The organism is Paraburkholderia sprentiae WSM5005 (assembly GCF_001865575.2).
Taxonomy (GTDB): Bacteria; Pseudomonadota; Gammaproteobacteria; order Burkholderiales; family Burkholderiaceae; genus Paraburkholderia; species Paraburkholderia sprentiae.
Genome location: NZ_CP017561.2, coordinates 1,259,090 through 1,272,626, shown reverse-complemented (window position 1 = coordinate 1,272,626; position 13,537 = coordinate 1,259,090). Strand labels below are relative to the sequence as shown.

Here is a 13,537-nt window from a genome sequence, read left to right as displayed (position 1 = left end):
ACCACCACTCTACGGAGCTAACGATGAAGAAAGTGTCCCTGGCGATCCTGGTTTCCCTGTGCGCCGCAGCCGGCGCGGCTTACGCGCAGGACAACGGCATCACGACAAGCACCGATCCGGCAAAGGCCGCGGACGTCGAGCAGCGTGCGCAAGATTTGCAAAACCGCGAGCAGTCGATGGGAAGCGCCCCCGCCGCGCCGACCAGGCATCACAAGATGGCTCCGCATCATCCGAAGAAGGGTGCCGGCGCTTCGGGAACCTGAACGACTTCGTGGAGCTCGCCTCGCGGCCTCGTCGTGAAGGTGAAAAAGCCGAAGCTGGCAGCGCCAGTTTCGGCTTTTTTATTTGCGCGATCCGCTCGATGCCGACGAGTCAGTCCGAATGCCCACCGGCTTCGCAAAGCCGCCGGCGCTCCGCTTTCTGTATGCTAAAGTCGCGCACCGACCGGCGAGCCGCCGGCATCTCTAACCCGTGCGCACCTTGGTGCGGAGGACAGCATGAGCAACATCCAGCTTGATATCGAATGGACCGAAGCAGCATCACGCAAGATCGAAAAACTGATGCCGCGTGGCGGTCAGGAAGCGTACCTCGCTTTGCCGCCCATCGAATGCCTGCCGATGGAAGGCGACGTTCTGTTTCTCGGCCCGGCCGGCAAGCAGGAGCCGTTCATCGTCGCGGAGCGCCAATATCACCATGACGGCGACGCGGACTGGACCGTCATCCTGATTCTCGATGTCCCGCAAGCGACCCACTGATCGCTGACCGCGCGCCGGCGGCCCGCGGGCCGCAGCACCCGGTCAGTGCGTCCTCGCGCCAGACGGCCGGGCCCGAACTCAGGCGATCTTCGACACCACGCGAATCTCCGCGTGCTCGATCCAATCCGCGGCGGCCTTCTTATAAGTCTGGATATGCGCGGATTTCGCATGCGCCGCAAGCGCATCCTGGCTTTCCCAACGCTCGACGAAGACAAACCGACGCGGCTCCTGCACGTCGCGGTGCAGATCGTACTGCAGCACCCCCTCCTCGTTGCGCGTCGGTTCGACGATGCCTTCGAGCGCCTCGCGCAACGACTCCTCATGCCCCGGTTTCGCCACCGAAATTGCGACCACCGCGATTTCCGCCATGCCTTGATCTCCTGTATTTGAAAACCAGCAGCATACCCGCCGATCGCTGAACCTGCCTGCGAGTGCGCCGCTCAGCATCACGACGCACGAATCCCGCCTGCGCCCGCCATGCCGCATCGGCGCCTGGAGTTTGGCGGGCGACCGCTTGGCGCGCTGCTACGCTCGGCTTGTACGGCAACGCATTGCGATAGAGAATCCGTTTCGCGCGGGACCAGCTGGCAAAAGCGCTCCGGCGCACTGCCGCAATGCGTTGCCGCACGGCGGGAGACAGCCGGGTCGCGGACAATTTTCGCGCCCGTGCGTGTGTGATAACCCGCACATTGTTGCGCGCTGCAAACTGCTAGACTCGTTTTGACCAATTCGCCGGAGCCCAGCGTGGCTGGTACCACCCTCCGTGTTTGCGGGACCCATCATCTCGCCCCCTCGACGCTTCGGGTATGCGAGCGCGGCGCGTCGAATGGATTTGCGTGCCCCTTCACCCCCTAGCCGCAAGAATCCCATGTCAGCTCTCATGCCCGCTTCTATGCCATCCGTCAGCGAATTGACCGTGAGCGGCCTGCTCCCGCACCTGGTCCGCGGCGAATCGGGCTGGACCGCGAGCTGGCGCGCGCTGACTTTGCACAGCGTGTTCCAGCCGGTGCTGTCGGTCACCCATCAGTGCGTGGTCGGCTACGAGGGGCTGTTGCGCGCGTTCGATCCGGTCGGTCTGCCCGTCTCGCCCGAAGTGCTGTTCTCGCGCACGCGCTCGGCCGCCGAAGCGTGCGAGCTCGACCGCATCGCGCGTTGCCTGCATGTCGCGAATTTCATCGAGCAAGGCATCGACACCGGGTGGCTGTTTCTCAACACGCGCCCGCAGGTGTTCGAAACCGGCTGGCCCCAGCGCGCGTTCATCGACGAGCTGTCCGCGCATTTCGGGCTGCCCCAGGAGCGCATCGTGATCGAAGTGCTCGAGCAGCCCGCCGACGATGAATCCGCCGTCGCCAGCATGCTCGCCGCCTCGCAGCCGCGCGACTTCCTGATCGCGATCGACGACTTCGGCACCGGCTTCTCGAACTTCGACCGCGTGTGGCGCTTCCGCCCCGACATCGTCAAGCTCGACCGCTCGCTCGTCGTGCGCGCGGGGAAGCGCGAGGGCGATGAATCGATGATCAGCCATCTGATCGCGATGCTGCATCAGTCGGGCACGCTCGTGCTCGCCGAAGGCGTCGAAACGGATGAAGAGCTGATGATGCTGATGGAGGCCGACGTGGATTTCGTACAGGGTTTCAGGTTCGGTCAGCCGAAGAGCAGCGTTCAAGCCGCCTGCACGGAGGTGCCGGCGCTCGTCGCGTCGATCTGGAGCAGGTTCGCCGAGTACGAGCGCGCGCACGCCAGCCACCAGCAGCTCGGTTTCGAGGGCTTCGCCGAAGCGGTGCTGGCCGCCGCCGATACCTACGAGACGACCGGCGAGCTCGAACAGGCCGCACAAAAAGTCTGGCATCTGCCCGAGGCGCGCCGGGTGTTCGTCACGGACGGCCAGGGCGAACAGACCCAGCCTTCGGTGACGGCCGCATCGGTACCCGCTCCACCGAAGCGGCTCGCGCCGCTTTATGCGCGCACGCGCAGCAACTGGTCGCGTCGTGCGTATTTCCGGCACGCGCTCGCGGCGCCGGGCCGCGTCGCGATGATGGGGCCGCACTACTCGCTCGCCGATGGTCAGGACTGCTACACCGCGGCGATCGCGTTCGAGCGTGACGGCATGCACGTGCTGTGCGTCGACTTCGTGCCGCAGGCCTCGCCGCCGGAGGCGCGCGCCGGCAGACGCAGCGCCAGCCGTTAGCGGCCCGCGCCGCTACTCGTGCACGCGCCCGCGCCCGGACTTGACCTCGCTGCGCTTCGTCTTGCTGTCGAGCCGCCGCACGTTCGACGCGCGGGTCGGACGCGTCGCGACCCGCGGCTTGCGGGTCACGCTGACGCTTTCGATCAGCTCATCGAGCCGCGCGAGCGCCGCCGCGCGGTTCATCTCCTGGGTCCGATGCTCCTGCGCCTTGATGATGACGACGCCGTCGCGCGTGAGCCGGTGGTCAGACAGCGCGAGCAGACGCATCTTCAGCACCTCCGGCAGCGACGAAGCGCGCACGTCGAAACGCAGATGGATCGCGCTGGACACCTTGTTCACGTTCTGACCACCCGCCCCCTGCGCGCGCACGGCGGTCAATTCGATTTCATTCGGCGGGATCCGGTAGCGGGATGTCATGGGTGGCAGCGAAGGAAGATGCGTCAGTGTACAAGCGCTCCACGCGAGATGTCCGATGGACGCTGCCCGCTCGGCGCACACACGTGAAGCCGGGGGCCACTGGCTAGCGAACGCTACGAAAAAAACCATTTGCGTCGGCGCGACCGATTCATCGATACTGGGTCTTTCGCTTACGGCGTAAATTCACATGAAAATCCGTCCCGGTTTCGTGCTCGAGCTGGCCGTCAACTTCCTGCTGCCGTGGCTTGCCTACCGGCTCGCGCTACCGCGAATCGGCGAGACCGGCGCGCTGATCGCATCCGCCGTGCCGCCGCTCGTATGGAGCGCGATCGAGCTCGCGCGCTTCCGGCGCGTCGACGCGCTCAGCTTGATGGTGGTAGCCGGCATCGTGCTGTCGGTCGCGGCCATGGCGCTCGGCGGCAGTCCACGCATGCTGCTGTTACGCGAGTCGCTCGTGTCCGGCGCGATCGGCGTCGGCTTCCTGCTGTCGCTGCCGATGCGCCGGCCGCTGATCTTCTACCTCGCGCGCGCAACGGTCGCGCGCGAAATGGAAGGCGGCGCCGCGCATTTCGAGGCGCTGTGGCGCGAACGCCCGGGTCTGCCCACCGCGATGCGAACGATGACGCTCGTGTGGGGCGTCGGCCTGAGCGCCGAAACCGCGCTGCGCGCGTGGATGGCGTTGACGTGGCCGATCGAACGCTTCCTCGTCGTGTCGCCCTTTATCGGCTATGGCATTTACGCGGGACTCGCGCTCTGGACGCTGTGGTATCGCAAGACGATGCGCAGCCGCGTCGACGCCATCGAGCGGGCCGGCGGCATCGCCGGTTGAGCACCGCTCGCGCGATAAGCCTCCACGCCAGCCGTTCCGCGGGTTGTCGCGCGATCAACGCGACGCATCCGCAATCCGCGCGGCCAGTCCCGAATCGCGCTGCGACGGCGTCGCAATGGCCTGTGCGAGCACGCCCCGCGCGCCGATCACCTCGACGCGTTCGCGCGCCCGGGTAATCGCCGTGTACACGAGTTCACGCGACAACACCCGGCTAAACGCCGACGGCAGCACCAGCACTGCGTGCTCGAACTCCGAGCCTTGCGACTTGTGGACCGTCAGCGCGAACGCGGTGTCGTGCGGCGGCAGCGCGGCCGGCGACACCGCGCGCACACCGCCGTCGCCGGTGCGAAAGTACACGCGCAGCGCGCCGCCCGCGCCCGGCAGCGCAATGCCGATGTCGCCGTTGAACAGACCCAGCGCGTAGTCGTTGCGCGTGACCATCACCGCCCGTCCGGCAAACCACTGCGCGCCGACCGCGAGCGTCACGCCCGCGGCGCGGCGCACCTGAGCCGCCATCGCCGCGTTCACGTGATCGACACCGCGAGGTCCGAGTCGCGTCGCAGCCAGGATGCGGAAGCGGTTGAGCGCGTCGAAAAGCGGCAAGGGATCGGGCGTATCAACGGCGAGCGTCGCTGCGAGCGCGTCGGCGTACGGCGCGAAGCCAGCGGCAAGCCGTGCGATGGTTCGCTCGGCCAGCGCCGTGTGCGCGTCCTCGTGCAGCGCCGCGGGACAGACGTCGGCTGGCTCGATCTGTAATACGTCGAGCGCCGCGCTCGGAGAGCCGTCGCGAATCGCGACCGACAAACGGCCGATCGGCGAGTCGAGTCCGAACCGGTAGTTGCGCTCGAGCCAGACGACGCAGTCCGCGAGCGGGTTGCGTTCGTTCGCCGCTCGCGCATCGCGGTCCGCCTGCTCGCCGGTGGCCGCTGTCGCACCGCTGTCGAACAGATCGCCCGATGGGGCTGGCTCGAATGTTTGCAGCGCCTCGGGCGACGCAAAAAAATCATCCGACGGCGCTTCGTCAACGTCACGGGACGCGCGCGGCAAAGCCCGCGCGAGCCGCGCCTCATCGATGTCGAGCGCCAGTGCAACGCGCCGCAGTCCGCTTGCGCTCAGCGCCGGCCGCGCGCTGAGCTCGGCGAACACCGCGCCGGCCTCGACCGCGGCGAGCTGATCCTTGTCGCCGAGCATCACGAGCCGCGTCTGCGGCGCGATCGCGTCGAGCAAATGGGTCGCCATCGCGACGTCGATCATCGACGCCTCGTCGATCACGACGACGTCATACGGCAACGGATTGTCGCGATGATGGCGGAAGCGCCCGCCCGGCCCCGAGCCCAGCAAACGATGCAGCGTGTACGACGTCTGCGGCAAACGCGCGGCGAGTTCGGGCGGCAGATCGCCCGCGCGCGCGAGCAGCGCCTCCTGCATCCGTTGCGCCGCCTTGCCGGTCGGCGCCGCGAGCGCAATGCGCAGATCGACGCGCGCATCGAGCAGGCACGCTAGCACGCCGACCACGGTCGTGGTCTTGCCGGTGCCCGGCCCGCCGCTCACGATCGTGAGCCGCCCCGACAGCGCCATCACGGCCGCGACGCGTTGCCAGTCGACGCCGTCGTCTTTCGGCGGCCCGAAGTAGCGCAGCAGACGTTCGCGCAACGCGGCGGGGGCTGTGTCGAGGTCGGCCTTGGCGGGGCTCGCCTCACCCGTCGCATGCGCGACGAGTGCGTGCGCCAGACGCCGCTCGTAGTCGTAATAGCGCGCGAGGTAGAGACGCCCCTGCGCGTCGATCACGAGCGGGCGTAAGGCCGCCGCGTGCGCTGCACCGTCGCTTGCCATGCCGCTCGCGAGGAGCGCCGCGCGCACCTCGGCGCTCGACGCGTCGAAGCGGCGCGCGAGCGTCGCGAGCGGCACGCACACGTGCCCTTCGGCGGTCGCGCGGCTCGCCGCGAACGCGGCACGCGCGGCCCACTTCACCACCTCGGCCGACGCGCCACCGCGCCGCGCGAGCATGCCGATGCGGCGCGCGAAACCTTCGGCGAGCGCGATGCTGAAATCGGCCGGCGCAGGCAGATTGACGCCGATGTCTTCGAGCCCGAGCGGCGCGGCCGCGCGCTCGTCAAGCGTGCCGGACGTGCTCATGCGCCACCTCCGATCATCGCCGCGTCGAGCAGCGCCACGAGTTCGAACGGCGCGCGCCGCCTATGCACACCGGCGGCACCGTCGATATCGCGCCAGTCGGGCCGCACGCCGCGCACGAACAGATACAGATAGCCGCCGATATGCGTGTCGTACGCGTAATCGCGCACGCGCGTCTTCAGATAGCGATGCAGTGCGACCGTATAAAGCAACGCCTGCAGGTGATACGCGTGACTGGCCATCGCCGCTTCGAGCGGCGCGGCCGCGTAGTCCGCGGCGGTGTCGCCGAGATGGTTCGATTTCCAGTCGACGATCCAGAAGCGGCCGTCGTGCTCGACGATCATGTCGATAAATCCTTTGACGAACCCCCGCAGCGCGCCAGGCTCCAGCGCGACGTCGGGATAGCCGTATTCGATCAGCAGCTTGCGCAACGCCGGCAAATCGAGCGACGGCGCCGCGAACAAAAACTCGAGTTCATTCAGGCGCCGATGCGGATCGAGCCGCGCGAGCGTCATGCCGGGCACGAGTTCGGTGGAGACGACGTCGGCGATCAGCCGATGCATCATCGCGGGCAAACGCGCGGCGAGCTCGGGCGCGGCCGGGGCCGGACGCTCGCGCAGCGCGCCACGGATCGCCTCGGGCCACGTGCGCGCGTCGCTGAAATCGGCCAGTTCGAACATGCGATGCAGGCAATCGCCGGCCGCCGCGCCGCGCGGGAACGCGAGGATGTCGTCATCGGCATGTGCCGCGGGGTTGGCCACGGCGACCGGCGCGAGCAGCGGCGCGGACTCGAGCGCATCGGCGATTTCGTCGTGATCGGGCCGCACGTCTTCCTGTGGCGCGGGCGCCTCCCCGCTCCTGCCGCCGGCCGCGATCAGGCCGCTAAAGCTCGCGATGCGCCACTGATCGCGCAACGGCCGCCGATTCGCGCGAGCGCGCAGATGCGCGCCGTGGTCCTGCAGACTTTCCAGCGGCATGCGGCGGGTCACTTCGGGCAGCGCCTGCAACCTGACCGGCCCACCCGCCAGCGCCTGCCAGCTCGCCGCGAGCGCGGCTTCGTCGGGCGGCTCGGCGAGCCATCCGACGAAGCTGTGGCCGCTGCCGCCGACGAGCCAATTCAGCACGCTGCGACGCGATTCCTTCGTCGAGCGCGACGACAGATACGTGCCCGCGACCAGGTAGCAGCGATACACCGCGCGCGTGAGCGCCACATAGACGAGCCGCGCGCGTTCCGCGGCCTGCTCGCGCAGCGCGTAACACGAGGCGCGCTCGGTTTGCTCTTCATCGCAACCGTAGTGCAGCACCGCGTCGCCGCTGTCATCGTGATACTCACGCGCATCCGGCAAGCCCGACGATGGCGGCTCGCGCAAACCCCCATCGTTCAGAAACGGACAGAACACGACTGCGTATTCGAGTCCCTTCGATTTATGGACCGTCACGATCTGCACGAGATTGCGATCCGACTCGAGCCGCAGCTGCGCCTCGTCACCGCCGCCCTGCTCGCGCTGCGCGGCGAGCCAGCGCAAGGTCGGCGCAATGCCGGGCAGGGTGGCCGCGCGCGCCTGCACGAGTTCGGCGAGATGATTCACGTTGGTCAGCCGACGCTCACCGTCGACACCCGCGACGAGCCGCTGCGCGACACGCAGCTCGCGCATCAGCGTGCGCCACATCACCGCGAAGCCGCGTTCGTGCCACAGCATCCGGTAGCGTGAAAAACGCTCGACCCAGCCCATCGCGTCGGCGGGATCGAGCGCTGGCGTCGATTCGCCGATGGCCATGGGCGCATCGGCGACCTGTGTGAGACGCCACAGCGCGGCGGCGTCGAGCCCGAGCCAGTCGGTCGCGAGCGCGGCGCGCAGGCGGCGCAGATCCCCGGGTGTGTCGATGGCGGCCAGCACGCGCTCGATCTGCTCGGCGTCGAGCGTCGCGAACACCGACGCCTGCGCAAGCTCCACGCTGCCGACGCCCCACGCGGCGAGCACGCGTTTGACGAGGCTGCCCTGCTTGTGCGTCTGCACGAGCACCGCGATATCGCCCGGGGCGAGCGGCTGGTCGCCGATCATCACCAGGCTTTCACGCGCGCCGCGCAACAGCCGCACGATTTCCGCCGCGCACGCTTCGCTCGCCGCGCGCTGCGCGTCGCGTTTGCTCAACGTCGCCTCGCCTTGCGGCAACGTCCAGATGCGGAAATCGCCGCCGCTCGACTCCGGCTCGGCAAACGGCGCGCGGCGCCGCTCGCCCGCACGCACTGGCTGATAGTCGAGCCCGTCGAGCACGAACGCCTGGCGGTTTGCCTCGAAGATCCGGTTGCAGGCCTCGACGATCGGCGCGGTCGAGCGCTGGTTGACCGCGAGCGTGTAGCGCGCGGAGGCCGACTCGCGCGCCGCCAGATACGTGTGCAGATCCGCCGCGCGGAAACTATAGATCGCCTGCTTCGGATCGCCGACGAGGAATAGCGGGCCGGCCGGCGCAAAGATGCGGCTGAAGATGGCGAACTGCAGCGGATCCGTGTCCTGGAACTCGTCGATCAGCGCGGCCGGATAGCGGCTGCGCAATGCATCGGCGAGCCAGCCATGCGCGGCCAGCGCGCGATACAGATTCGCGAGCAGATCGTCGAACGACACGACGCGGCGCGCGCGCTTGCGCGCCACCAACTCCGCCGGAGCGTAGTCGAGCCATGTCTGCACGAGCGCGAGCCAGCGGGCGCGCTGCGCGGCCTCGGCCGCGACGACGGCTGCGGCGAGCGCCTCGGCGTGCTCGAAGAACGGATGCGCGGGCGGCTCGAACTTGACCTTGGTCGCCTTCTTCAATGCCGAGGCCGTCAGCTTCAACGCGGCGCGCGGCGGCGGCACATGGCAGTCGCCGTGCGCGAAGTACTCGGTCCACGCGGCGATCGCCGCGCTCACGTGATCGGGCTTGTGCGTAGTCTTGCTCAGACGCTCCTGGGCCTCGGCGAGCAGCGCGACGATCGCATCGCGTTCGGCCTGCCAGATTGCGCACGCGAGATCGAAGCCGGCCTGCGGATCGGCGTTTGCGCCGTCCGCGTCGACGCTGCCCCAGCGCAACTGGGCGAGCGGCTTTTTCAGCCGCCGCGCCAACTGCTCGTCGAGCGATGCGGGACCGGCGCGCCTCGCCACCAGCCATGCGGCGAACGCCGGATGCGCATGCGCGACCGGCTCGACCTGCTCGCGCCAGAAATCGGCGGCGAGCTCGAAACGCAGTGCCGCGTCGTCGGCTTCCATCTCGAACGCAAACGGCATCGCGGCGGCGAACGGCGCTTCCTGCAACGCGCGCTGACAGAACGCATGGATCGTGTGGATCGCGGCCTGATCGAAGGTGCGCAGCGCGCGACGCACGACTTTCAATGCGGCTGCGCGCTCGATGCCGTGCTCGGGCGCGAGCGTCGTTTCGAACAGCCGGCGGATGAACGGATCGTCGCCGGCATCGTCCAGCTCGATCGCGCGATGCAGTTCCGCGAGACGACCGCGAATGCGCTCGTGCAGCTCCGCGGTCGCGGCCTTCGTGAACGTGACGACGAGAATCTGATCCGCGTTCAGGTTCTTTTCGAGCAGCAGCCGCACGTACAGCGCGCAGATGTTCCAGGTCTTGCCGGTGCCCGCCGAGGCTTCGATCTGGTTCACGCCGTCGAGCGGACAGGCGAACACGTCGAGTTCGTCGGCGGCCAGGCTTTGATGGCGCAGCGCGTCGCTCATGAGACGCTCCGCACATGCTGGATCAGTGGCTTGAAGACGATCGCGGCGAGGCTGCCGAACGGTTCGTCGAGCGTAAGCGGTGTGCCGCGCAGCGCGATGCGCAACGCGGGGTCGTCGGATTCGCCACGCACGCGGTCGTTGATCCACACGCCCTGCGCCGCCGATTCGCTTTCGCTGACCCTCGCCCATGCGCTTTTCGGGAAAAAGCGCAGCGGCAGTCGGCGTCCCGCGTTGAAGAGCGCAGCCAACGGCGCGAGTTCGTCGAGCGGCGCCGCGACGGGCGCGAGCTCGAAGCTCTCGCCGCTACCGTGCCATACGGTGCGGCGCGGACCGCCCGGCTGCGCCGCGCAATAGGCCAGATGCGAGAGCCACGCGGACAGATAGTCGCGCGCGCTGGCTTTGGCATAACGAAAGATCACCTGTCCCGTTCCGGTCAGCAGGTTCAACGTGCCGCGCAATTGCAGCGGCGTTTCCGCGGACTCGCGCAGCAGCGCATCGTGCTCTCCGAACAGGTTGACGGTGCTATCCATGCCGTCGCCGCCCCGCGGCCAGCGCGGCGCGACGTCGAGCACGAACGGCAAACGCTCGACGCCGTCGGCCACCTCGCGTCGCACGCTTTGCGCCAACTGCCGCAGCGCCGACAGTTCGCGCGCGCGCCACACCGCGCCGGTCGCGCCGCCGGGCAGCTCGGGGCTCGCCTCGGCGACGCGCTGCACGCGGCTGAACATCACGTCGTCTTCGATATCGGCGTCGAGCAGCACCGGCAGCAGCCGCTCGGCGAGCGCGTCGCGGCCCGCGTAGTCGAGATCGAACGGCTCGGTGTCGAGCAACTCGCCCTGCGCATCCGACAACGCGATACCGAGCCGGTCGCGCAGCAGCGCGCGCGCCGGATGGCGCCAGAAGCGCACGAAGTCGTCGAAGCCGATCTCGTGCGCGTCTTCGGGCGGCAGCGGTTGATCGAAGAACGGCGCGGCGGCGGCACGGTGGGGTTCGGCGAGCAGCGTGGCCAGTTCGGCGCGATCGGCATCGTACGTAAACAAGTCGGGCTGCGCCGAAAAATAGTCCGACGCGAACGCCTGCAACGGATGCTCGACGATGAACTCGCGCCGCGCGCTGTCGACCTCGACCGGACTCGCATGCTCGCCCGCCGACACCTGCGCGAGATGATCGAGCAGTTCGTCGACGAGAGCGGCCGGCGGCAGCGGCGCGTTATCGCGAATGCTACGGCCCGTGTAGGCGATGAAGAACCGCTCGCGCGCGGCAAGCAGTAGATCGAGGAACAGATTGCGCTCGTCGTCGCGGCGCTGACGATCGCCGGCCTTGCCGAATGCGGCCATCAGATCGAACTCGTCGGCACGCGCGAGCGACGGCAACACGCCGTCGTCCATGCCGAGCAGGCAGACCACCCGGAACGGCAAACCACGCAAGCTGGTCAGCGAAGAAAACGTCACGCTGCCCCAGGGCACACCGCCGCGCGCGGGGTCGTCGAGCGCTTCGGTGAGCGCGGTGCGCACCACCGACGCCGGCAGCAATACGTGCTGCGCGCCGGCTTGCATCGCGGCACTCATCGCGTCGAGCGCGTCACGCGCGGCCGCGAGCGAATCGGCGAACTCGACGCCGCCGTCGAAGCACTGACCGAGCGTGTCGAGCAGCAGCTGCGACCAGGCGGCCGGCGTGCGCTCGATCGCGCAGCTCGCCGCGAAGCTATCGATGTCGTCGACGAAACGCGACAGGCGGCCGAGCAATTCGGCGTCCGAACCGTCCGCGCCTTCGACCGGCAGCCACGCATCGACCGGCTCGCCGCCGGCCGGCATCGCGTAGCCGAGGTACAGGCGCGTCAGCGCATCGGCGAACGTGTGACGCGCGACCGGCACGTGCTCGCCAGCCGGTTCGAGCGGCGCGAGCCCGCGCCGCGCGCCGGCCGCCGCCAGCCATTCCTGCGCGGCTTCGAGCGAATTCGCATCGATGCCGTACCGCACCGCGATCGCATCGACGCGCAGCCATTCGATCAGATCCGGCGCGCCGACGCTGCGCTCCGGCAGCGCGAGCCAGTCGAGCAGCACACGCGCGACCGGATTGGCCTGCGACGGCGGCAAGCCGGTGATCCGGTACGGAATGCGGCGCGTGTCGCCCGCGGGAGTCGTGCCGAACACCGCGTCGATCAGCGGGCCGGCCGCCGCCAGATCTGACACGGCGACCAGCACGTCGGACGGCTGCAGATCGTCGAACTCGTCAAACCAGCCGAGCAGCCGATCGTGCAGCACTTCGAGTTGCCGCGACAGGCTATGGCAGACATGCACCTCGATACCGCGCTCGAGCGGCCGCTCGTCGGCATCGGCTTCGTCGCGCAGATCGAGGATGCCGTTCTGCACGGCCGCGAGCCAGCTCGACTCGGGGTTTTCGGTGAACTCGCCGGTCTCGGCCGATGCGGCGCTTTCAGTCAGCTCGTGCAGCATATGCAGTTGCGCCTGAGTCTGGCGGCCCCATTCGGCGAGCAACGGATGACCGACTTCCTGATAGTCGAGTTGTCCCGCCGCGTCGAGCGCCTGCACGCGCCCTTCGCTGACCACGTCGAACCAGAACTCGCGGCATGGGTTCATCACGTAAAGACGCACGTCGATCCAGCGCGACAGCGCACGCAGCAACGCGATATGCAGCGGCGGCATGGTGGGCAGCGCGAACACGCTGACCGCCTCGGGCCATTGCGCGTTCGAGATGGCCTCGAGATCGAGCGCGCCGATTTCATCGAGGAACCGATACGCGGGCGGCAGCGCGGCCGCGGAAGTTTGCGCGTGAGCGCCGGCTTGCGCGAGTTCCGCAAGCACCGCACGCCACAGCGCCGCCTGCCAGCGCTCGTCCTCGCGCGCCGCGTCGCTCGCGCCGGTAAGACGCGGACCGGTCTGGTCGGCCGCGCCAGTCGAGAAGATCGAGCCGCCCTTCTGCCATTGCAGCAGCCATTCGGGGCGATAGGTCAGATAGTGATCGAGCACAGTCGCGACCCGCCGCGCGAGCTCGTAGCGCATCGAAGCGTCGGCCGCATCGAGATAGGTGCGCAGACGCGGCGACGCGTTCCACGGCAGCGCTTCGTCCGAGTCGTCGAGCAGCCGATAGCAGCGCCACACGAGCCGGTCCGGCGCGAACGGCGAATGCTTCGGCACCTCGATCACGCCGCCGATTTGGGCCCATAGCCATTGCGCGAGATAACCAAAGTTAACATTTGCGCAGATACCTTGGCGCGCGGCGATATCGAGCTCGAGCCGCCGGCGCACGGCCGCGCTCGGCACGATCACGGGCCGTGCGGTCCACGGGTCGGACGGCGCGTGCGCGAGGTCGCCGAGCAGCGCGTCGACCAGCGTTTCATAGCGGTTCGAGTAGAAGAGCTGAAGCATGGATTCCAGATGACATTTGGCACGCGGAGGGTCAGTGAGCGATGCGCGCGAGCCTTCACGGACATTGAAGCGACAGCATAACAAACCCATCCCCAGGGCATCACCTGGCCGAA

Annotated in this window: 9 protein-coding genes; 4 read left to right on the top strand and 5 right to left on the bottom strand. The window is 68.4% G+C overall.

Going from position 1 to position 13,537, the window contains the following annotated elements; all coding sequences use genetic code 11:
- Positions 1–23 precede the first annotated feature (23 nt).
- A complete protein-coding gene (locus tag BJG93_RS05845) occupies positions 24–263 on the top strand; it encodes a hypothetical protein (protein WP_027197388.1) in 240 nt (79 codons plus the stop codon).
- Between the two features lie 234 nt (positions 264–497).
- The gene (locus BJG93_RS05840) at positions 498–755 is read left to right on the top strand and encodes a hypothetical protein (RefSeq protein WP_027197387.1); all 258 of its coding nucleotides are present in this window, start codon (positions 498–500) and stop codon (positions 753–755) included.
- Between the two features lie 78 nt (positions 756–833).
- On the opposite strand, the gene BJG93_RS05835 is transcribed toward BJG93_RS05840, so the two are convergent.
- Positions 834–1,124 (bottom strand): putative quinol monooxygenase, encoded by a 291-nt coding sequence (locus BJG93_RS05835; protein WP_027197386.1) that lies wholly within the window; start codon positions 1,122–1,124, stop codon positions 834–836.
- 523 nt (positions 1,125–1,647) lie between these two features.
- Here BJG93_RS05835 and BJG93_RS05830 point away from each other — a divergent pair.
- Positions 1,648–2,943: a sensor domain-containing phosphodiesterase gene (locus BJG93_RS05830; protein ID WP_027197385.1), complete on the top strand. Its 1,296-nt coding sequence runs from the start codon at positions 1,648–1,650 to the stop codon at positions 2,941–2,943.
- Positions 2,944–2,955: 12 nt separating this feature from the next.
- Here BJG93_RS05830 and arfB read toward each other — a convergent pair whose 3' ends face one another.
- Entirely contained in the window at positions 2,956–3,360 is a 405-nt protein-coding gene (gene arfB, locus BJG93_RS05825) for an alternative ribosome rescue aminoacyl-tRNA hydrolase ArfB (RefSeq protein ID WP_027197384.1), read from the bottom strand.
- A gap of 187 nt (positions 3,361–3,547) precedes the next feature.
- Between arfB and BJG93_RS05820 the strand changes: the two genes are divergently transcribed.
- The gene (locus BJG93_RS05820) at positions 3,548–4,189 is read left to right on the top strand and encodes a VC0807 family protein (protein WP_027197383.1); all 642 of its coding nucleotides are present in this window, start codon (positions 3,548–3,550) and stop codon (positions 4,187–4,189) included.
- A gap of 54 nt (positions 4,190–4,243) precedes the next feature.
- On the opposite strand, the gene BJG93_RS05815 is transcribed toward BJG93_RS05820, so the two are convergent.
- Genes BJG93_RS05815 through recC form a run of 3 tightly spaced genes read right to left on the bottom strand, consistent with a single transcriptional unit; the run spans position 4,244 to position 13,424 of the window.
- Positions 4,244–6,325 (bottom strand): AAA family ATPase, encoded by a 2,082-nt coding sequence (locus BJG93_RS05815; protein ID WP_071336542.1) that lies wholly within the window; start codon positions 6,323–6,325, stop codon positions 4,244–4,246.
- Complete coding sequence (gene recB, locus BJG93_RS05810) at positions 6,322–10,035, bottom strand: exodeoxyribonuclease V subunit beta (RefSeq protein WP_027197382.1); 3,714 nt, start codon at positions 10,033–10,035, stop codon at positions 6,322–6,324. Before recB ends, BJG93_RS05815 begins: the two co-directional genes overlap by 4 nt.
- The gene (gene recC, locus BJG93_RS05805) at positions 10,032–13,424 is read right to left on the bottom strand and encodes an exodeoxyribonuclease V subunit gamma (RefSeq protein WP_027197381.1); all 3,393 of its coding nucleotides are present in this window, start codon (positions 13,422–13,424) and stop codon (positions 10,032–10,034) included. The genes recB and recC overlap by 4 nt, the downstream gene beginning before the upstream one ends.
- Positions 13,425–13,537: the final 113 nt, after the last annotated feature.